Below are 21,047 nucleotides of genomic sequence, written 5' to 3' on the forward strand. Positions count from 1 at the left end.
CACACCGGGCCGTTCTCTAGAGCACCTGTACCCCTCACCGGCCCTTCCGGAGCTGCCATGCATGCTGTCCCCGTCCTCGCGAAGGTCCCTCTCGGACTCGAACAACGGCCGCCCGGATGCCGTTCGGCGGAGTGCCCGGGGCAGGCGCTTGACGCCTCGACGCGCCGGGCTCTCCGCCCCGCCTCGCGACCGGGTGCGCGGTGGTGGGCATGAGTGCGGCGGACGGCGAGACCTCACCGTCGCCGACCGTACGAGCCGGTGTGCCGGGGCCCCGCCGCGAGGCGCTGGGCCTCCCGCCGGCGACGGTGCCCAGTGGCCCGGGCGGCGGTGACATCACCGACGAGCTGGAGGAGGCGTACTGGTCCGTCTATGACGGCGCCGCTGCCGAGTCGACGGTCCGCGAGGTCCTGGCGCGGCTGCCGCGGATCGTGCGGCAGATCGGCCGGCTGGCGTGGCAGGCCGACCGGCCGGCCACCGCGGCGGTCGTGGTGCTGCAGTTGGTCTCGGCGGCGATGTCGGCCTTCGGGCTGGTGGCGTCGGTGGCGGTGCTGCATGAGCTGTTCGGTCAGGGTCCGACACCGGACAAGGTCCGCAACGCCGTGCCGCAGATCCTGCTCGTGGTGGGGTTCCTGTCGGCGCGGGCGCTTCTCGAAGCGGGGGTCGCCGTGGCGCAGGCCAGGGTGACCCCGAAGATCCGCACGGCGCTGGAGTGCGACTTCCTCCGGCTGACCGCTCATGTGCGTCTCGAGATCGTCGACGACGCGGACTGGCACGACGACGCCTACCGCGCCTCCGACCGCGGGCTGTTCTACGCGCGGCAGATCGTCGGCCAGGTCGTGTCGCTGGCCTCGGCGCTGCTCGGGCTGGTCGGTACAGCCGGGGTGCTCGCCTCGCTGCACCCCGTTCTGCTCCCGTTGCTCCTGCTGTCGGTCCTGCCGGTGGGCGCGGCGGCCGTCCGGACGGCGCGGGCCGGGTTCCACAGCTTCAAGCGGTGGAACGCCCTCCAGCGGCGGGTGCGGGTCTTCTCCTGGCTGCTGCTGGAGCGGGACGCGGCGGCCGAACTGCGCTCCGACACCGCCCAGAACGCCATCTTGGACGAGCACCGCCGGCTCACCGACCGGATCGCCGAAGAGGACACCCACCTCGGGGTGAGTTCCGCGGTGCTGACGCTGGGCGGCCGGGCCCTGGGCGGTGTCGGGACCGGCGTCACCTACGTCGCGCTGGGTGCCATGCTGATCGCCGGGTGGCTCCCCCTCGCCGCGGGGGCGGGCGCGGTCCTGGCGATCCAGACCGGACAGACCGCGCTGACCCGCTTCGTGGACGTGGCCCATCTGGTCTACGAGCACGCCATGTGGGTCGATGACCTCCTGCGGTTCCAGGAGCGCTGCCGCGGACTGCAGCCCCGCCGGTCCGGGATGACCGCACCCACCTCCGTCACCACCCTCACGCTGGAGGATGTCGGCTTCACCTACCCGGGCAAGGAGACACCGGCGCTGTGCGACGTCTCGATGACCCTGCGCGGCAGCGAGACCGTCGCGTTCGTCGGCGTCAACGGGTCGGGGAAGAGCACCTGTTCACGTCTGATCGCCGGGTTGTACGAGGCAGGCCGGGGCACGGTGCGCTGGGACGGCACGGACGTACGGGACATGGACGCCGAGTCGCTGCAGGCGCGGGTCGCCACCGTGCTGCAGGACCCGGTGCACTTCCCGTTCAGCGCGCTGGCGAATCTGACCATCTCGCGCGGCACGCTCACCGAGGCGGACCCGCAGCGGGCCAGGGACGCCGCGGTCGCCTCCGGCGCGGACCGGGTGATCGCGGGACTGCCGGGCACGTGGGAGGCGGTGCTGTCCAAACGGTTCCGGGGCGGCCAGGAGCTGTCGGCCGGGCAGTGGGCGAAGATCGCCGTCGCCCGCGGCCTGTACAAGAACGCGCCCGTACTGCTGCTGGACGAACCGACCGCGAGCATGGACCCCAGGGCCGAACACGAGGTCTACCAGGCGGTTCTGCACGGCAAGCGCAGGCCGGACCAGATCACGGTGCTCATCTCGCACCGGCTCGCCTCGGTGGTCGAGTGCGACCGGATCTACGTCTTCGACGGCGGTCGGATCACCGAGTCCGGATCCCACCGCGCGCTGATGGAACTCGGGGGCGCCTACGCCGAGATGTTCACCCTCCAGGCAGCGGCCTACCGCTCGTGATCCGCCGCTGCGCGCCTCATGCCGGCACCTGAGGGCCCGGCGCACGCCCATGGCAAAATCAGCGGGTGCGGATCGGGATGCTGGGCCCCTTGGAGGTGCGCGGGGACGACGGCGGGGTGGCCGACGTGCCGGGCGCGCGGTTGCGCGGACTGCTGATCGCCCTCGCGCTCAAGCCGGGCCAGGTGGTCCCGAAGGAGTCGCTCGTCGACTGGATCTGGGGCGAGCACCCGCCCGCCGAGGCGGCGAACGCCCTGCAGCGCCTGGTCTCCCGGCTGCGAAAGGCGCTGCCGGACGGGGTGGTCGAGGGGCGGACGGACGGCTACCGGTTGCGGGTGGCGCCCGACGCCGTCGACGCCGTGCGGTTCGAGCGCCTCGTCACCGCGGGCCAGGGCTGCGCCGGGAACACCTCCCGGCGGGTGCGGCTGCTGCGCGAGGCTCTCGGGCTGTGGCGCGGTGCGGCCCTCCAGGACGCCGGGCTGCAGGGCAGTGCCGCGTGCGACGCCGCGGCCGGCCGGTTCGAGGGGTTGCGGCTGACCGCGACGGAGGAGCGGGCCGACGCCGAGATCGCCCTCGGGCGCGGTGCGCAGCTGGTCACGGAGCTGACCGATCTGGTGGCCGCGCATCCGCTGCGGGAACGGCTCGTGGCCGCGCTGCTGCGCGCCCTCGCCGCGGCCGGTCGCGACAGCGAGGCGCTGCTGGTGTACCAGCGCACCAGGGAGGCCCTGGCCGGCGAGCTGGGTGTCGATCCGTCGCCGGAGCTGGCCGCGCTGCATGCCGCCCTGCTGCGGGGCGAGTTGGGGCGGCGGGCGGAGGACCGCAGGACCAACCTGCGCAGCGAGCTGACCAGCTTCGTCGGCAGGGACGGCGATGTCGCCGCGGTCCGTGAGCTGATGGCCGAACACCGGCTCACCACGGTGACCGGGCCGGGCGGTGCGGGGAAGACCAGGCTGGCCACGGAGACCGCGCGCACGCTGGTCGGCGAACTGCCGGACGGGGCCTGGCTGGTGGAGCTCGCCGCCATCGGCACGGACGGCGACGTGGCGCGGTCCGCGCTCACCGCTCTCGGCCTCCGCGACGCCCTGCTCGGCGGAGCGCCCGGCGCGGAGCTGACGGACCGGCTCATCGCCGCCGTCCGCGAGCGGGAGGCGCTGCTGATCCTGGACAACTGCGAGCATGTGATCGACTCCGCCGCGGTGTTCGCCGACCGGGTGCTCGGGGAGTGCCGGCGGCTGCGGATCCTGGCGACGAGCCGGGAGCCGCTCGGCATCACCGGGGAGGCGCTGTGGCCGGTCGAGCCGCTGGCCCTGCCGGCGGGGAACGCGGGACCGGACGAGATCGCGTCGGCGCCCGCCGTCCGCCTGCTGCGCGACCGGGCCCGAGCGGTGCGCAGGGATCCGGCGGCCGACACCTCCACGCCGGCGACGTTGGCACGTGTCTGCCGGGCGCTGGACGGGATGCCCCTGGCGATCGAACTGGCCGCGGCCCGGCTGCGCACCCTGTCCCTCGACCAGCTGGCCCACCGGCTCGACGACCGGTTCCGGCTGCTGACCGGCGGCAGCCGCACCGCGCTGCCGCGGCACCGGACCCTGCGCGCGGTGATCGACTGGAGCTGGGAGTTGCTCACCGACGCCGAGCGGGCGGTCCTGCGCAGGCTCGCGGTGTTCTCCGGCGGGGCGAGCCTGGAAGCGGCCGAACGGGTCTGTGCGGGCGAGGGGGTCGAGCAGGAGCAGGTGCTCGACCTGCTCACCACGCTCACCGAGAAGTCACTGCTGCGCGCCGACGGCGACGGCGACGGTGACGGCGACCCGCGCTACCGCATGCTCGGCACGATCAAGGAGTACGCCGCGCAACGGCTCGCGGAGGCGGGGGAAGCCGACCGGACGCGCCAGGCCCATCTCGCCCACTTCACCACGCTCGCCGAGACCGCCGAACCGCACCTGCGCCGCGCCGAACAGCTGCAGTGGCTGGCCGTGCTCGGGGCCGAGCACGACAACATCGGCTCGGCGATGCGTGGCGCGCTCGCGGCGGGCGAGGCGCAGGCGGCGATGCGGCTCGCCGCGGGCGCGGGCTGGTACTGGTGGCTCAGCGGCCACAAGACCGAGGGCAGGGAGCTGATCCTCGCGGCCACCAAGCTCCCCGGCGAGGTGACCGATGAGGACCGGGCCACCTCGTACGCCCTGCTCTCGATGTTCGTGAACTCCGGGCGGGGCGACGAACACCAGGCGGCGGAGTGGATCCACCAGGCGTACCGGTTCAGCCGGCGCAGCCGCCGCAGCCACCCGCTGATGGGGTTCGTCGCCCCGCTGGAACGCATGCTCCGGGCGCCGGACGCGGCCCTGACCGCGTTCGAACCGCTGCTGGCGGACGCGGACCCCTGGGCGCGTGCGCTGGCCCGGCTGCACCTGGGCAAGATGCGGATCGTGCTCGGCCAGGGCGGACGGGAGGCGGACGCGTACCTGGAGAGGGCGCTCGCCGAGTTCCGGGTGCTCGGTGAGCGGTTCGGGATCTGGTTCGCGCTGACGGAGCTGGCGGACCGGGTGGCCGTGCGCGGCGAGTTCGCCCGCGCGTGCGCGCTCTACGAGCAGGCGATCGCGGCCGTCACCGAGGTCGGTGCCACCGAGGACGTCCTCCGCATGCGGTCCCGCCAGGCGCAGCTCTGCCGGCTGCTGGGCGACGAGGACGCCGGCGCGGCCGCCCTCGCCGAGGCCGAGCAGTGCGCGCAGCGGGTCACCTGGCCGGACGCGCTGGCCGAGCTGGCCCTCACGAAGGCCGAACTCGCCCGGTGGCGCGGCGATGCCGAGGAGGCGCACCACCAACTCGGCGTCGCGACGGCCGCATTGGGCGCCGAAGCGGAACGCGCGGACATCCGCGCGGTGGCCCACGACCTGCGCGGCTACCTCGCCGACGACCTCGACGAGGCGCGCGCGCACCGCGCCGCGGCCTGCGAGGCGGCGTCCGAGGCGGGACACGCGCCGCTGATCGCGCTGGTGCTCGTCGGGGTCGCGGACCTGGCGCAGCGCCGCGACGAACACGAGCAGGCCGCGCGGCTGCTCGCCGCGAGCGCGGGCGTACGCGGACTCCAGGACCGCTCCCACCCGGACGTGGCGCGTATCGAGCAGACCGCCCGCCGCCGTCTCGGCGAAGCACGGTTCGCCGAGGCGACCCGGGAGGGGACCCTGACCAGCTGGTCCCAGCTGGTCGAGGTCACGCTCGCTTCGTGAGCGGGGCGACCGCCCGTGGGCAACGCATCGTGGCACAGCCGCAACGCAACGCTCCTCATCGCAACGCCGCGCATCGCAGCGAGTTGATCGGCACCGACGCCCGCACCGGTTCGCCGGTGCCCGGGACCGGCTCTACCGGGCCGCCTCCGTCCAGGTGACCGGCAGCTCGTGGACGCCGTAGATGTTCATGTCGGTCCTGAGCCTCACCTCGTCGGCGGGGAGGGCGAGTTCGAGGGTCGGGAAGCGGCGCAGCAGTCCGTCGAAGCCGGCGCGCATCTCGATTCGGGCCAGTTGCTGGCCGAGGCACTGGTGGACACCGTGGCCGAAGGACAGGTGGCCGCGGGCCGTGCGGCGGACGTCCAGGGTGTCGGGGTTGTCGAAGCGCAGGGGGTCGCGGTTGGCGGCCAGCAGCGAGACGACGACGGTCGATCCCTTGCCGATCGTCTCCCCGCCGAGCTCGATGTCCTCCGTGGCGTAGCGGTAGAAGATGTCGGCCACGGACAGGTAGCGCATCAGCTCCTCCACGGCGCCGGGCAGCAGCTCCGGGTGGGCGCGGAGTTCGGCCAGCTGGCCGGGGTGCTCCAGGAGCGCGAAGGTGCCCAGCGCCAGCATGTTGGCGGTGGTCTCGTGGCCCGCGAGCAGCAGCAGGAAGGCGATGCCGGTGAGCTCCTCGACGGTCAGGTCGTCCTGGCGGGCCAGGTCGGACAGGATGTCCTCGCCGGGGGTGGCGCGTTTGCGGGTGACCAGTTCGGCGAGGTAGGTGGTGAGCGCGCCGTACGCGGCCATCTTCTCGTCGAGCGGCTGGTCCTTGACCAGGAACTTGGCGGAGTTGACCTGGAAGGTTTCCCGGTCCTCGTAGGGGACGCCGAGCATCTCGCAGATGACCAGCGAGGGCACCGGCAGCGCGAACTCCTTGACCAGGTCGACCGGCGGGGCGAGGCGCGCCATCGCGTCGAGTTGCCGTTCGACGATGTCGTGGATGTGCTCTTCGAGCATCTTCATGCGCTTGACGGTGAAGGCGCCGGTGAGCCGGCGCCGCAGCCGGGTGTGGTCCGGCGGGTCCATGGCGATGAACAGGCCCGGCACCTGCGGGGAGGGTTCGGTCGCGACGGGCATGCCGGGGGTCTCGTACGGCACGTGCAGCACGCCGATGTCCTGGCGGGAGCTGAAGCGGGTGTCGGCCATGAGCCGGCGGACCGCCTCGTAGCCGGTGACGAGCCAGCCCTCGTGGCCGTCGGGGAAGAGCAGGGGACTGACCGGCCGGGCCTCGCGCAGCCGGGTGAGGTCGCGGGGCGGGTCGAAGGGGCCCGCGTCGCGCTCCATGGGGAGGCCCTGCGGGACGGGAACCGTTCGGCTCATCGGTGTTCCTTTCGTGGCGGTGACGGCCACGATTGCCGACGGGCCTGACATGGCGCTGACACGGCTCTGACACCGGCCGTGCCGGGGCACATGGCCGCTGCAAAGGCGTGGTCCGTGGGTGCCGGGGCTGCGCCGGCCGGGCGGTGGCGGCAGTTGTCTATCGCGCCGCATCCGTGGTGCGGCGTCCCGGTCGGCCCAGGCGCAGCCGGCCGCGCAGCTTGTCCACCAACGGGTACTTCTCCCGCTGCTCGCGGGCCTGGCGGTTGAGCTCCTCCACGAGCCGCTCGGACCGCTTCGTCACGTCCAGCTCGTCCAGGATGCGATCGATCTCGGCGAGCAGCGCACCGTGCAGCTGCCACTGCCGCGGATGTTCCTGTACCCCGTCGAGCAGCAGGTGCGCGACGGTCTCGCGGCTTGCGCGGCTGGCGGCGAGTTCCTCGCCGAGCCGTTCCTCGGCCTCCTCCGCGTTGGCGCTGACCTGGGTGGTGATGAGGACCGCGAAGCTCTCGACCGCGCGGGCCATGTGCCGGAACAGCTCCCGCAGGGCGGTGCCGAGGGCCGGTGGGAAGAGCGGCTCGTCGATCCGCGCCTTGGCCAGGTCGGTCAGGGTGCGGCACACCGTACGGAGCACCACCGCGGAGATCTCCAGGGTGTCCAGCCCGGTGCGCAGGACGACGCGGGACAGCAGGCCCTCCTTGACCCGGGGGTTGAGCCGGAGGCTGTCCTCCGCCTGCCGGAGTGCCGCGTCCACCTGCACGATGTCGTGGTCCAGCTGCCGCGCCTCGTGCAGCCGGGCGGCCGCTTCCGCCACGGGCGTATGGCCCGTCACCTCGTCGCCGAGGCTCAGCAGCAGCCGTCGCATCCGGGCGGCCAGGCCCTCGATGGCCGCACTGGCGGGCTGCACCCACAGGGGCGGTACGAACAGCATGTTGAAGAGCAGTCCGACGACCGCCCCGATCAGCGTCTCCAGCACCCGGTCCCAGGCGGTCGCGGCCACCCGCGTCGTGGTCACCCCGAGCACCAGCATCGCGCTGATCGCCACCTCGGGCACGAACTCGCCCGCCCGGACGAAACGCCCGATGACCAGCGACGCGAGAATGATCAGCCCCAGGCTCCACCAGGTCAGGCCCACCAGGGAGCTGAATCCGATGGCGATGACCACGCCCACCACGACGGCGTTGACCCTGCGCACGCTCGTGGTGAGGGTGGTGTACAGGGTGACCTGGACGACGAGCAGGGCGGTCAGGGGTGCCGTCAGCGGCGCCGGTTCGCTGCTCAGCAGCAGGGCGACGACGTAGGAGATCACGGCGGCCACGGTCGAGCGGAGCGTCTGGGCGACGACGGGCTCGCTGTGCCATCGAACGAGATCCAGCAGGGGATCGGTAACTTCGCGCACCCTCTGTCCCCTCCCCCGTTCCGCTCCCGGGGCATCATTCGTTGCGGTGAATGCCCCACACGCCGTCACCCGGGCCGGCCGCCCTGGAGAGCGACCGCCCCGGCGTCTGTCCCCGGGCCGGCGCGGGCGCCGCAGGAGGTCAGGCCACGGTGACCACGACCGAGTGCCACCCGGAGGCGCCGTCGGGGACGGGGCGGGCGCGCTTGTCGGTCTGGGTGTAGCCGGTGCGGTCGGTGGCCCGCACTTCGAGGGTGCGGGTGCCCGGTGTGGCCGGCCATTCCCACGACCACTGCCGCCAGGTGTCGACCGGCCCCTCGGCGGCCAGTTCGGCCCGCCGCCACGCCCCGCCGTCGACGCGGACCTCGACGCGGTCGATCCCCTTGTGCTGGGCCCACGCCACGCCGGCCACGACAACGGTCCCGGCCCTGACGTTCGCGAACGGCTTGGGGGTGTCGATGCGGGACTCCGTCTTGACCGGAGCCTCGGCGGCCCAGTCGCGCCTGACCCAGTACGGGTCGTACGCGTCGAACGTCGTCAGCTCGATGTCCCGGATCCACTTACAGGCCGAGACGTAGCCGAAGAGGCCGGGGACGAGCATCCGTACCGGGAAGCCGTGCGCGAAGGGCAGCGGTTCACCGTTCATGCCGACGGCGAGCAGGGCGTCGCGCCCGTCCATCACCGTCTCGACGGGCGTGCCGAGGGTCATACCGTCCACGGACCGGGCCACGAGCTGATCGGCAGGGCCGCCCTTCGACGGCGGCCGCACACCGGCTTCTTCGAGCAGGTCGGCGAGCCGTACGCCGAGCCAGCGGGCGGTCCCGACGTAGGACCCGCCGACCTCGTTGGACACACACGTCAGGGTGATGTCCCGTTCCACCAGCGGCCTGCGGAGCAGTTCGGGGAAGCCGAGGGTCAGCGGCCTGCTGACGCCCTGGCCGTGGATGCGCAGTTTCCAGCTGCCGATGTCCACACGGGGCACGGTGAGCGCCGTGTCGACCCGGTAGAAGTCGGCCGTGGGCGTGGTGAACGGACTCAGCCCCGGCAGTCTGAGATCCACACCGCGCGGCAGGGCGGGCGCGGCGGAGGCGGGCGGGGGAAGCTCGACCGTGGCCCGCGAGGCCGCTGCGTTCTGCGCTCCGGCGGCGTTCAGCCGACGCCCCAGGAACCCCGCACCGGTGGAGACGGCTGCCATTCCGGCCACACCGACGACGAATCCTCTGCGGTCCAGGCCCCAGCCCGACACCGTTGACCGGGGTGCCGGGGGTGCCGAGGGTGCCGAGGGTGCCGGGGGTGCCGCGTCCGGGCCGGTCAGTCGGCCGACGAGCGCGAAGAGCACCACCGCGGCCACGAGGGCCCCCGCCACGGACGGCACGGCGTCCAGTGGGCTGGTGGAGTCCGGCCGCCCGGTCGCGGCCAGTGCGCCCACGACGCCGAAGAGCAGCACACCGGCGGAGGCCGCCCCGCGGAAGCGGAGCGCCGCGGCACCGAGGGTCGCGGCCAGGACGGCGAGCACCGTGAGGATGCCCAGTTGCAGCATCAGCTTGTCGTTGGTCCCGAAGTTCCGGATCGCCCAGTCCTTGACCGCCGACGGCGTACGGTCGATGGCCGCCCCGCCCACCGCCGTAACGGGACTGGCCTCGGGCCGCACCGCCACCGCGGCCAACTCCGCGACGGCAAGCGCCGCATACCCGGCAGCCAGGCCGCTCAGCGCAGCCGCGGCCACGGGGAGAAAGGTCTTCCGTCGCGCACTCATGACGGGAGTTCGGAGCACCGGCGGCAACGGATTGGCACCGCCGGAATGGGACCCTCCACGGGGACCCCGGGCTCCTCAGACGGACCACGGCGACTTCCACAGAGGCTCCCTGACCGCGCCACGGCCGCCAGGACAGCCTGTCCCTGCACGCCCAAATAGGCGTGCGTGCACCCTGGTTGGTCGACCAGACTGCCTCCATGCAGCACGAGGAAGAGCAACCGCTCTCCGGCGGGAACGTCAGTACCAGCCCTGGGCCACACTCTGGAAGGAAGGCCACGGCGACATCTGGCGCACCGACGCCGCCTACATCGAGCAGCGGCAAGAAGAGTGGACACGCGCCCTGCTGACCGGCTGACGCACCTCAGGGACCGGCTTCCCAAGAACCGGCTCCCCAGGGACGGGCCGCATCAGCAGCGAGCCACGCCGGGAGCGGCCGGCACCGCCCATCGCCCCACCCCCACGTTCCGCTCTCCGTCGCATAATCGACGACCATGGGGGACATGAGGTTCTCGAACTCGCCGGAGCCGAGCGAGCACTACATCTTCGGTGACAGCCGGACGATGGTGCTGGAGTGCGGAATTCAGTGGGATTCCCTGCCCGAGCGGAGTCCCGTCGAGCGGGAGCGGACGGCTGCTCACCGCGCCGTCCGGGCGCTGGCCGCGCTGTGCGAGGGGCTGATCAGGCCCACGACCTTCGGCGTGACCAGAAGCTGGGTGGACGAGCACCCCATGCCGGTGGACGGCGTTCCGCCACGGTGGAACTGGTGGATGAAGACCCCGCAGTCACCGCCTGACGCCCACTCACGCTACGTGGACCCCCAGGTCATGGAGGCAACGACGCTGGACGAGCGGACGATGCTCACCCTCGTCGACCGGGTACTCGACGACCCGTGTGAGACTCCCGAAGGCACGCGCCTGGCCTGGGACGAGATGGTCGTGGACCACACCTGGGCCCGACTGTCCGAGCCCGGCCGTCACATCGAGAACGAGGAATTGCGTATCGATGACCACGACAGCAAGGCCCGTCGCGTCCTCATCCCACTTGACCGTGTGCACGGCGACCTATGGGTGACCGTGCCGGAGACCATGGTGTGGTGTCCGTTCCTGCTGAGAGTGGACAGGTCCTGCGGCACGGCCCACCCCGACGGACTCGACTATGACGAATTCATCGAGCTGACGATCGACGTCAACTGGTCATTCTGGTGGCACCCCGGGGAGGGGCGGGCCATGCTCGATCGAGCGGTGAACCGAGTACGTCGGCAAGGGTGGCGCCACGCGCACCCGCCAGCCAGCCCCCGGTGAAGGGTTCACGGCCCGTGCGCCTGCCTCGCATCCACGAGGCAGGCGCACGCGGGAGCCGGCACGCCTGATCCCCCCTCTAGCTCTAGACCTACTGCTTGGGGAGCAGGACGGAGTCGATGATGTGGACGGTGGCGTTGGCGGTCTGCACATTGCCGCAGACGACCTTCGCGGAGTCGTCGACCATGTACGACTCGCCGGAGCCGGACGTGGTCAGCTTGTTCTTCGCCAGGGTGTCGAAGGAGCCGTCGGCGAGCTTGTCCGGCGAGATCTTCTCGCCGACGACATGGCCCGTGAGGATCTTGGTCAGCATCGCCTTGTCGGCGAGGACCTTGTCGAGCTGGGACTTGGGAATCTTGCCGAAGGCATCGTTGGTCGGTGCGAACACCGTGATGTTCTTGGCGCTGTTGAGCGTGTCGACCAGACCCGCCTTCTTCACCGCGGTCACCAGGGTGGACAGGGCCGTGTTGTTCGAGGCGGCGGTGGCGACCGGGTCCTTTGCCATGCCGTCGAAGCTGCCCTTGCCGTCCTTGGGCACCGACGCACAGGCCGGGCCGAACGGCGTGGCCATGGCAGCCGTGCCGCTGTCGGCACCGCTGTCCTTCGACGGCTTCGAGGCGGTCGAGGACGTGCCGGACGCCTTGGCCTTGCTGTCCATGTCGCTGGAGCAGGCGGCCAGCGCGATCGGCAGGACCGCCGTGGCGGTGACGGCGAGGGCGGCACGACGGAAACGCAGGGTGCTCACGGTGTTCTCCAGAGGATGTCGGTGGTGCGAGGGGACGGGTGGGTGGCCCGCGCCGCCGGAGGCTTCCGCCCGGCGGCGCGGGCACGGGACCGTGCGGCGTCACTGCTGTCCCGGTACGGGCTCACACCCGTGGGCCGGGGCACGCGACCGGTGGGGACCGGGCGCATCGGACGCCGGCTCCGCGACGGCTACGGTCACGGCCACGCAGTCGGCCCGCAGGACGCGCCATGCGCCGCCTGCCCTACCGCGCGGGTGACTCTCTGCTGTCGCGTGCTCATACCCCGTATTCGGAACCCGTCCGGGAGCGGATTGGTCGATCGCTGCCGCAGTTTTTCGCGGCGTCGGCGGCCGAGCCGATGGCACAGGAGGCCACCCGCCCCCCCCCCGCACCCGGTCAGGCGGTCGCCGTGTCCGCGAGCTGCCGGGCGAGCGTGTCGAGGGACTGGAACGTGGCACCCAGCAGGGCCACGTGCTTCCAGCGCAGGGTCCCGTCCGACCCGATGAGGAACACCGCCCTGCGCAGCCCGATGCCGGGGGCGGCGACGCCGAAGGCGCGGGCGACGCGGCGGTCGGTGTCGGCGAGCAAGGGCATCCGCAGGTCGTACTTCCGCGCGAACCGCTCGTGGCTGTCGACGTCCTGCGGGCTGATGCCCCAGACTTCCGCGTCCTGGTCCTGGAACTGTTCGAGGCCACTGGAGTAGGAACACAGCTGCTTGGTGCACACGCTGGTGTCGTCGCCCGGGTAGAAGGCGAGGACGAGGGGGCGGCCCCGCTGGAGGGAGAGGGCGTAGTCACGTCGCTCGAAGCGGTCGCCGGTCAGCACACCGCCGGGCAGAGTGAAGTCGGGTACCAGCGTGCCGATGTGGGGTGCGGAAGCCATCTGGGTGTCCAATCCACTGGAGAGACGGGAAGGTCGGCGAGGAGCACGTACATGATCTCTTGTACGGAAGTCCCACGACGCACGCGTCCAGCAGCCGGGCACCGTGCCCACCGGCTCTGCACCATCGCTCCGTTCCTCCCGTTCCGATCGCACGGCAGCCGGCCCGGTGAGAGAGCAGCGCGGCGTGCAGGACGTCCTCCCGGTGCATTCGTCGCCGGTCGGGGCCCGGATTGGTCGAGTGAGGGATCTGTCGAGGGGCGAGCGCGGCGGGTCCGCTGGAGGTGGACGTCGAGGTGGTCGGGTCCACCGTTTGACAGAGTGCCGCCGAGTGGGAGGGTAGAGGTATCGATCCCGGCCTCGCCGCCGGGCAAGGGTGGCCTACGCCCGGACACCCGCCCCGGCCGGGACCGAGGTCAACCATCCCCTTCCCATCCTTCCCTCCCCTTCCCTCCCGACGATGGCACCAGCCGATCCGGCTCTGCCGTACCCCTGCGGCAGAGCACCCTGTCCGCGCTTCTGCGGCAACCGTCCCCGCGTGGGCTCCACGGCCTTCCGGCCGCGTCACAGGGGACCGTCAGGGATCGGCTGCGTGCGGTGAGGAGGCACCATGGCTATCAGCGACGGAACGGCGGGCGGCCTGATCTGCCAGCACCTCGATCAGGTGACGGTGGTCAACCCGGACAGCCCTGACAGCTGTCCCGAGTGTGTCGCGCTGGGTGACCAGTGGGTGCACCTGCGTGAGTGCCAGAACTGCGGGCACATCGGCTGCTGCGACTCCTCCAAGAACAAGCACGCCACGGCCCACTACAAAGCCACCGGCCACCCGCTCATCCGCTCCTACGAGCCCGGTGAGGCCTGGTGGTGGTGCTACGAGGACCAGGTGACCTTCGAGGTCGAGGGCGTGGGCCCCGAACGGCCGACGTGAACGCGCCCCCGTGAGCCCCCGCCCCTCACCTCGCCGAGGAGGCCCCTCCGGGATGCGCACCGCCGCCGCTCAGTACTTGCTGATGTCGGCGCTGACGATCTCCCCGCCGGACACCGTGTACGTCCCCTGGTACACCTGCACCGAGCCGTCGCTCTGGACCGCGTGCAGGACGGCACGGACCTGGCCGGGGCTCCCGGCGTTCACCGCGGTGAGGTCGATGCTCTTCGTCGTGTTGAAGCCCGCGACCCACCGTGAGTAGGAGGAGCCGCCGATGTTCTTGCCGCCGAGGTCCCAGGCGGCCGAGAAGTTCTCGTCGTTGATGTCGCGGTAGTACTCCTCCACGACCTCGCTCGCGTCGTCGGGGGACGGCGATGTCTCCGAGGGGGTGGGGGTGTCGAGGTAGCTCGGCGACGGCGGATCCACATAGGTGGGCGGTGAGGAGCCGATGTCCGTCGGCGACGGGGTGGGCGACGGGACGGTGCCGTCCGCCCCGTCCGAAGACCCGGCGGACGAGTACGACGACGCATACGAGGACGAGTCGTCCGACGAGTCCACGAGTACGTATGCCGTGACGCCGCCCGCCGCGAGCAGGGCCGCCACCAGCCACAACAGCCACTGCGGGAGGATGGTGGACCCGACGCGGACGTAGCCGTACCCGGTGGTCGCGGTGGCCTGACCGGTGCCACCCGGCACGCCGGCCTGGCGCGGCATGCCGCAACTCGGGCAGGAGTGCGCGGTGGAGTCCTCGCTCTGCGCACCGCAGTGGATGCAGGATGGCACGGTCGTTTCCCCCATTTTCCTCAGGGCTCCTCAGGGCCCGGCACCTTTGTGTGGCACCCGCCTACAGTCCGCGGATTCCCTCTTCGATGGTCACTGCCAGCGAGGCCAGAGCCGTGAATCCCGGCACCGCGCCGACCAGCGCCTTGGCGAACAGCTTCAGCTTGCCCTTGCGGGGCTCGGCCGACGTGACCTCCTCACGGGCGTCCTCCGCGGCCTCGATCAGGTCGGCGCGTTCCGGGTGCTCGGACCTGCCGAGTTCGTCGATCAGCCGGGTGAGCAGGTCGCCGATCTCCTGGGGAGTGGGCTGCCGCCCGCCGTCGGACTGGGTCAGCCTGCTGTTGCGCACTTCGGCCTTCGCGTTCCGGCCGCTGGCGACGGCGTTGCCGACGACGTTCGAGCCGCCGGTCGCAGTGATTCCGTTGTTCCTCTGCATTCCGATGCCTCATCCCTTCTCGGTGGTCAGTCCAGATTCAGCAGCGGGATCTTGTTGAGCATGCGTACGGAGATCCGCGACCTGTCGCCGGAGGCGACCGAATTGCCTTCCACGCGCGCCCCGTCGGCCGCGATGATGCCGTTGTTGATGATCATTTCCTGACGCTGGATCAGTCCGCCCGCGTCGATGTCATGTGCCTCGGCGAATTCGACGAGCGCGTCCAGGACCCGCTTTTCGACCGTCTTCAGGACCATGCCGCTGTCGGCCTTCTGGAAGTAGCGGTGGTGGTCCGCGGACGCCGCCTCCCGGCGCACGCTCAGGAGCGCCCCGTAGTCGAACCTGCGCAGCCTCGTGATCAGCTTTGCCTGGCGCCGCAGCCGCCGCGAGATCCCGTAGTCGGGGGCGAATCCCGCGACCGCCCGCGCGGGCGAGGCCAGCAGCACGAACGCGGTGCTGACGAACGTCTCCGAGAGGAGCTTGGCGATCTCGCGCACGGGCGGGCGGGGCATGAGGGTGTCGATGACCCGGTAGCGGTCGAGCAGCGGGAACAGCACCGTCGGAACGGCTTCCACGAAGAGGCTGGACTCCGAACGGACGAAGCGCAGGAACAGCGAGGTGACCAACTCGCCGCCCCAGCCCGTGGAGTGGACGGCCAGGTAGGGGCGGGCCCCTTCCTCGGGTGTCCGCTTCAGCTCGTCGAGCAGGTCGAGGGGGATCCGGGCGACCGGCCGGCCGAGCGGATCGGGCAGCATACGGGTGTCGTTGAGGAGGCTTCCCCCGTCGACGAAGAGCCGCTCCTCGATCTCCAGACAGGGCAGGACCAGGGTGCCGAGCCGTTGGGCGATGTGGGCGTAGAGCTCCGTCACCTCGAAGTCGCGCGGGGTGACACCCGCCCGGCCGGACGTCGTGACGTCGAAGGTCAGGGACCACGAGTCGAGTTCGGATCCGTAGCCGATGAAGGGTGAATAGCCGCTGTAGGTGGTGACGTTCCCCGCGGCGTACGAGCCGATCTGGCGGAGCCGCGTGGCGATGTCCTCGTTGAGCGGCGGCGGCGCGGCCGCGGGGTCGAACCGGTCCGGGCGGAGGCTTTGCAGGTGGCGGCCGTACTTCGTGGAGAGCTCGAAGGCGAACAGCGTCGCCCAGGAGGCGATCAGCACCAGCAGGGTGAGGATGGCGTCGCCGACCCAGAAGAAGAAGACGAGGAACAGCAGGAGGAGGACGGTGAGGACGAGATCCCGGCCGTGGCGGCGGGCGTTGGCGAGGTAGGCGTGCCGGAGCGCCACGGGGACGTCGCACGCCGGGGCGGCCGCCACTCCCAAGTGGGGTTCGGCGGCGACCTGTTTGATGAGCGACTTGGCGTAGGCGCGGTCCAGATAGGCGGCCGCGCAGATGTACCGGGTCACGTCCCGCCCGTCACCCCACCGCGGCACGGCCATGCGGTGGTCGGCGGTGACGGTGGGGAGGGCCTCGGTGGCCTCGGTGGACTCTGTTGCCTCGGTGGCCCCGGACGGCGCGGTCGGTGAGTGGCCGGCGGGCGCGGGAATCGTCGCGGACGATGCACTCGCCTCCACGGCCGCGCCGCAATGGGGGCAGAACGCGGCCCCCGTCACGGTTGCGCCGGCGCACTCCGGGCACTCAGTCGCTTGCGTCATGACTCCCCCGCACATGAGATGAACCCCACGGCCACTCAGTGCAGCACAACAGTGCGCCGAGAACGCGCCATTGTCACTCTTCGAGTCAGTTCCGTTACAGATCAGGAACGGGAGGCCGCGGAGGCGGGAGGGGCGAGGCGGCCGGCGGGCCGCCCTGCGGGGGCAGGGGCCGGTGGCCTCAGGGGGACGTGCGGCGCAGGACCAGGCAGACGAAGCCCCAGGTGTCCCGGTAGACACGGAGCCATTCGGTGCGTCGGGTGCCGGCCGTTTCGAGCACATGCGCGCTGTCCGGGTCGTCGGGGTGGTCCAGGGCCCATGAGGCCAACGAGCCCCAGCAGGACCACTCGTAGGCGTCCAGCTCGCCGCGGGTGCTGACATGGCCGTACACCGGAGTCCAGCCGTCGGCGACGATCCGGTCCACCGTCGTGGCCAGGTCGTCGAAGTCCCCGAGCATCTCGACGGCTTCCGGTGAGGGTTCGCGGTCCCAGAAGCCCTCGCCGATCAGCACGCGTCCCCCGGGTGCCAGGTGTTCGCGCACCGCGGCCAGGGTGGGCAGCAGGCCGCCGAAGGCGTGTGTGGCGCCGACGCTGAGCACCAGGTCGAAGGGGTGCGGCGAGGAGAAGGTGCCGGCGTCCTGGTGGTGGAGCACCAGGCGTTCCTGGACGCCCCGGCCGGTCGCGGTCCGCCCGGCCTGAGCCAGGTCGTCCGCGGAGAGGTCGATGCCTTCGGCGTGCAGGTGCGGGTGCAGGTCCAGGGCGCGCAGCAGCCATTCGCCGCCCCCGCAACCGAGGTCGAGGACCCGCTCGTTGCCGTGCGGGAGGCCGTGCTCCAGCAGGCGGCGCACCGAGTCGTCGTCGAGCGGGGCCTTCACCGGGTGGTGGGCATGGGCGAGCCGGGAGATCTGTTCACGATTCACCGGCGCAGCTTGGCAGCGCCGGATGGCGCGCGCACGTGAATTTCCGCCCCGGCCGCCCGGACCTCCGGGCGGCGGCCGTTCAGCCCGTGAACGCGCGGGTGAACTCGTTCGCCGGCTTGCCGAGGCTCGAACAGGTCGCTGCCGCCTTGAGGTTCGCGCCTCCGGGGCAGGCCTTGTCCCGGGTGAGCGACCACATCGACAGCCGGCCGAGGCCCTTCTTCCCGGCGAACCGCTTGAGCTCGGCGGCGTCGTCGGGCGTGAAGACCTCGCCCTTGACGTCGTTCACCCCGATCATCGGCGTGACCCCGACGGCCTTCCAGGCGCGGGCGTCGTCGCGGATGCCGAGCGCCGACTTGACCTGCTTCTGGGTGGCGGTGGCGGCCGAGATGGCGTACTGGCCCATGTCGCCGTCGTAGTAGGTGCCGTAGTCCATGGCCATGATGTTCACGGCGGATATCCGGGCGCCGTGCTTCGCGGCGTTCTCCAGTACCGCGACGGAGTGCCGGTTCAGGCCGGAGGGGAGCACCGGGAGGGTGAAGGACACGTCCAGTTTCCCGCGCTGCTGGAGCCTGGCGATCGCCTGGGCGCGGAGGTTGTTGGCCTTGGTGTCCGTCAGGGCGGGGCCCTCGATGTCGAAGTCGGCCCTCGTCAGGCCGTAGGTGTCGATGACCTCGCTGTAGGCGCGCACCAGCTTGTCCACCGAGCCGCAGACCCTGGCCAGTTCGTTGCCGCTCTGCCCGCCGAACGAGATCCGTACGTCGCCGCCCTTGGCGCGCAGCGCCTTCGCCTGCCGCGCCACCGGGTTGTCGCCGAGCGCCTGCCTGCCGCCCCACTTGGGTACGCAGCCGCCTCCCGGGGAGACGAAGGCGAGGTTGTACTCCTTCACGCCGGTTTCCTCGGCGCCCTTGAGGAGGTCGTAGGAGGGCCTGAGGGAGGTGTCCACGTACGGCGCGAAGGCGGTGGACTCCTTGGCGGGCGACGTGGGCGCGGGGCTGCTCGGCCGCGGTGAGGACACCGCGGGGGCCGGGCGCTTGGGCTTCTCCTCGTCGGCGCTCGAACAGCCCGTGAGCAACAACGCCCCCGCCATCACTGCCGTCCCTGCCGCGGTGGCGGCCGGCCGCGCCGTGTGGCCCGTCCGGCGGGAAGGCACTACTGCGTTGTTCGTCATCGTCGGGCTGCCTCCATCGGTGGGGGGTGGGCAGTTGTGTGCGGGCCTGCCGCGAGGGGGCGACAACAGCTGGGGGCGGCGTGCGGGCCGTTTTCGCAAGGGTTCGGGTGGCGCGGGAGCGGGGCACTCGGGGCGGCCGCGAGGGTGAGCGGTCGGCCCGCCCGCGGGATACGCATACATCATCGAGGTGTCATCCCTTGAGGGTACTTGATCCGGCGGACCGGGCTCGGTGGTGCCCCTGTCTGCGGCAGGGCCATGGGGGCCGCCCTGCCGCAGCACCGCCCCGCGAGGGGGAGGCCGCCCCGGCACCTCGTACCGGGAGGTTTTTCCACGGGACGGCGGCCCGGGACCGGGCCGCCGTCCCGTCCGTCGCGCCGCACCGTCACCGCGTCACGGCGTCCTGCCCTCCGGCCGCGCCGGGCCGGCGCTCTGTGCGGGGATGCGGGCGCCGGCCCACCCCTGCACCGCCGGCTCCTCCAGCGAGGGGACCCACCAGTCGGCCAACGCCGTCTCCTCGTCGCTCGGCCGGGGACCTACGCCCAGGACGCGCATGCCCGCGCCCGCGGCGGCCTGGATGCCGCAGTGGGAGTCCTCGACGGCCAGCGTGTCGGCGGGTTCGACGCCGCACAGCTCGGCGGCGGTGAGGTAGACGTCCGGGTGGGGCTTGGGTCTCGTCGTGGCGTCGGGCACCACGATGTGGCTGAAGCACTCGCGGAGCCCGGCCATGCCGAGGCAGGACTCGACGACTTCCAGCGGGCAGTTGCTGGCCACCGCCAGCGGGGCGAACTGCACGGCCGAATGCACCAGTTCCGGCGCTCCGGGCATGGTGGTGGGGTCCGCGGCGACGAGATCGCGGAAGCACTCGAGCAGCGATTCCGTCATGCCCTCGGTGAGATCCGGGCGGCCGGCGACATCGGCCATCAGGCGGCCGCATTCGGTGTAGTGCAGCCCTTTGGCCTTTTCGGCGAATGCGGCCGAGGGGGTGAATCCATAGCTCTGCAGCACCATGTCACGGGCGTCCTGCCAGTGGCGTTCGGTGTCCATCAGCGTCCCGTCGCAGTCGAAGACGACGGCGGCCGGGGTCCAGGAAAAGATGCTGTCTGCGGTCATCCGAGATTCCGTTCCGAGGGGCCCGGAGGCGCCGCTGTGACCGGTCGCGAAGAGAGACAGCGCAGGGTCGGTTTTCACGGACGCCCGTCACCGGGCCGAGGGAATTTTCCGGCAGAGGGCAGCTCTCATGGGCAGGAGTTCTCCCCGTTCCAGGCCGGAACATAACGATCGTTACGTTACGGATGGCCACACAGCGTGGTCAACAGCTTCATAAATGTCCATATTGTGTGCTCTACGTATAACCGAGAGTTCCGTACGCCGTTTCGGCGCCGTCCTGGAGGATGCGGAAGGCGCATGTCGAGCGGTGCCGGGTGCACAGCACATCTGCGGGTGGGGCCAGTTCGGTGAACCGCGAGGCCCTCAGCCAGCCGGAACAGGGGCGGCTCAGCGTGCCCCGGCTGCGGTAGGAGGCGGCCTGGCGGGCGGCCTCCAGCAGCACCATGCCGGGTACGTGATCGGTGGGGTGGTCGAAGAAGAACGGGTGCCGCGGGTCGGCCGGCGACACCAACAACCCGTCCCCGTCGAGCGCGAGGACCACGTCGTGCGGGTGGTTCACGGTCAGCCGGGCGGGCGACGGGCGCCTCCCCTCCCCCGACGCGCGGGCCGAGGAGGACCCGCCCGCGCTGCCGGCGCGCAGCGCGCTGAAACGCGCGCCGTCCAGAAAGCGCACGCCCCCGCCGCCCGAGCCGAAGATCCGTCCGCGGGCGGCGAAGGTGGCGTTCAGCCGCAGGCCGGCGACGGTCCCGTCCGGCCGCCGCCGGACGGCGCTCACCCGGGCGCGGCAGGTGACCTCGGTCGCTCCGGCGCCAGAGGGCGGCTCGTCGGCCGGGCTGAGCCGGAAGTACAGGTCGGTGATGACCGCGTGCCACGCCGCCGGGACGGCGTAGTGACGCAGCGGAACATAGAGACCGAGCTGACGCAGCGTCTCCACCAGGATCAGCGGACTGTGCCGCTGGGAACCGTCGCGCGGGAAGGTCGCATGCGCGCGCGGCCAGGACGCCGCCGCGCGGAAGACGTGCGCGGTCCCGGTCGGCCGTACGTCGGTGAGGAGGACCTCCGCCACCGAGGTCCGGTGCACCAGCTCCCGCTCGACCGTACGCGACCAGCTGAGCGGCTCACTCTTTCCAGCGGCGCCCACCGTTGACGTACTCATACGACCAGGGAATACCGAGATGCGCGGGTGCGCACGCCTGAATTCCGGGACGCGCGGAAC

The 21,047-nt window shown here is 71.7% G+C and carries 16 protein-coding genes; 4 read left to right on the forward strand and 12 right to left on the reverse strand.

What is annotated here, in order from left to right; genetic code table 11:
* Positions 1–209: 209 nt before the first annotated feature.
* Together K7396_RS00375 and K7396_RS00380 are read left to right on the forward strand one after the other, a co-directional pair.
* The gene (locus tag K7396_RS00375) at positions 210–2,198 is read left to right on the forward strand and encodes an ATP-binding cassette domain-containing protein (protein WP_223659511.1); all 1,989 of its coding nucleotides are present in this window, start codon (positions 210–212) and stop codon (positions 2,196–2,198) included.
* Positions 2,199–2,263: 65 nt separating this feature from the next.
* Positions 2,264–5,419, forward strand: coding sequence for a BTAD domain-containing putative transcriptional regulator (locus K7396_RS00380; protein WP_086718091.1), 3,156 nt, complete (start codon positions 2,264–2,266; stop codon positions 5,417–5,419).
* Between the two features lie 132 nt (positions 5,420–5,551).
* Here the strand turns inward: K7396_RS00380 and K7396_RS00385 are convergent, their stop codons facing one another.
* From K7396_RS00385 to K7396_RS00395, 3 genes are all read right to left on the reverse strand, one after another.
* Positions 5,552–6,778: a cytochrome P450 gene (locus tag K7396_RS00385; RefSeq protein ID WP_086718093.1), complete on the reverse strand. Its 1,227-nt coding sequence runs from the start codon at positions 6,776–6,778 to the stop codon at positions 5,552–5,554.
* 157 nt (positions 6,779–6,935) lie between these two features.
* On the reverse strand, positions 6,936–8,174 hold the full coding sequence (locus K7396_RS00390; RefSeq protein ID WP_086718095.1) for an FUSC family protein: 1,239 nt from the start codon (positions 8,172–8,174) through the stop codon (positions 6,936–6,938).
* Between the two features lie 139 nt (positions 8,175–8,313).
* Positions 8,314–9,927, reverse strand: coding sequence for a molybdopterin-dependent oxidoreductase (locus K7396_RS00395; RefSeq protein ID WP_086718097.1), 1,614 nt, complete (start codon positions 9,925–9,927; stop codon positions 8,314–8,316).
* Between the two features lie 500 nt (positions 9,928–10,427).
* Here K7396_RS00395 and K7396_RS00405 point away from each other — a divergent pair, with 500 nt between their 5' ends.
* Entirely contained in the window at positions 10,428–11,228 is an 801-nt protein-coding gene (locus tag K7396_RS00405) for a hypothetical protein (protein ID WP_143589091.1), read from the forward strand.
* Between the two features lie 88 nt (positions 11,229–11,316).
* Here the strand turns inward: K7396_RS00405 and K7396_RS00410 are convergent, their stop codons facing one another.
* Complete coding sequence (locus tag K7396_RS00410; RefSeq protein WP_086718102.1) at positions 11,317–11,970, reverse strand: fasciclin domain-containing protein; 654 nt, start codon at positions 11,968–11,970, stop codon at positions 11,317–11,319.
* Positions 11,971–12,364: 394 nt separating this feature from the next.
* Positions 12,365–12,850, reverse strand: a complete 486-nt coding sequence (locus K7396_RS00415; RefSeq protein WP_086718104.1) for a peroxiredoxin — start codon at positions 12,848–12,850, stop codon at positions 12,365–12,367.
* A gap of 607 nt (positions 12,851–13,457) precedes the next feature.
* On the opposite strand from K7396_RS00415, the gene K7396_RS00420 reads away from it, so the two are divergent.
* Positions 13,458–13,775: a UBP-type zinc finger domain-containing protein gene (locus K7396_RS00420; RefSeq protein ID WP_086718106.1), complete on the forward strand. Its 318-nt coding sequence runs from the start codon at positions 13,458–13,460 to the stop codon at positions 13,773–13,775.
* A 69-nt stretch (positions 13,776–13,844) separates the two neighbouring features.
* On the opposite strand, the gene K7396_RS00425 is transcribed toward K7396_RS00420, so the two are convergent.
* The 7 genes from K7396_RS00425 to K7396_RS00455 all read right to left on the reverse strand — a co-directional run bounded on the left by K7396_RS00425 (position 13,845) and on the right by K7396_RS00455 (position 20,987).
* Positions 13,845–14,555: a hypothetical protein gene (locus tag K7396_RS00425; RefSeq protein WP_223659512.1), complete on the reverse strand. Its 711-nt coding sequence runs from the start codon at positions 14,553–14,555 to the stop codon at positions 13,845–13,847.
* Positions 14,556–14,616: 61 nt separating this feature from the next.
* The gene (locus tag K7396_RS00430) at positions 14,617–14,988 is read right to left on the reverse strand and encodes a hypothetical protein (RefSeq protein WP_086718109.1); all 372 of its coding nucleotides are present in this window, start codon (positions 14,986–14,988) and stop codon (positions 14,617–14,619) included.
* Positions 14,989–15,014: 26 nt separating this feature from the next.
* Positions 15,015–16,640 (reverse strand): zinc ribbon domain-containing protein, encoded by a 1,626-nt coding sequence (locus K7396_RS00435; RefSeq protein WP_223659514.1) that lies wholly within the window; start codon positions 16,638–16,640, stop codon positions 15,015–15,017.
* Between the two features lie 178 nt (positions 16,641–16,818).
* Positions 16,819–17,556, reverse strand: coding sequence for an SAM-dependent methyltransferase (locus tag K7396_RS00440; RefSeq protein WP_086718112.1), 738 nt, complete (start codon positions 17,554–17,556; stop codon positions 16,819–16,821).
* 79 nt (positions 17,557–17,635) lie between these two features.
* Positions 17,636–18,724 (reverse strand): chitinase, encoded by a 1,089-nt coding sequence (locus tag K7396_RS00445; protein ID WP_086718113.1) that lies wholly within the window; start codon positions 18,722–18,724, stop codon positions 17,636–17,638.
* Positions 18,725–19,114: 390 nt separating this feature from the next.
* Entirely contained in the window at positions 19,115–19,834 is a 720-nt protein-coding gene (locus tag K7396_RS00450) for an HAD family hydrolase (RefSeq protein ID WP_086718114.1), read from the reverse strand.
* A gap of 232 nt (positions 19,835–20,066) precedes the next feature.
* Complete coding sequence (locus tag K7396_RS00455) at positions 20,067–20,987, reverse strand: ScbA/BarX family gamma-butyrolactone biosynthesis protein (protein ID WP_086718115.1); 921 nt, start codon at positions 20,985–20,987, stop codon at positions 20,067–20,069.
* Between the last annotated feature and the right edge of the window lie 60 nt (positions 20,988–21,047).

It is taken from the genome of Streptomyces angustmyceticus, assembly GCF_019933235.1.
In the GTDB taxonomy this organism is placed as follows: Bacteria; Actinomycetota; Actinomycetes; order Streptomycetales; family Streptomycetaceae; genus Streptomyces; species Streptomyces angustmyceticus.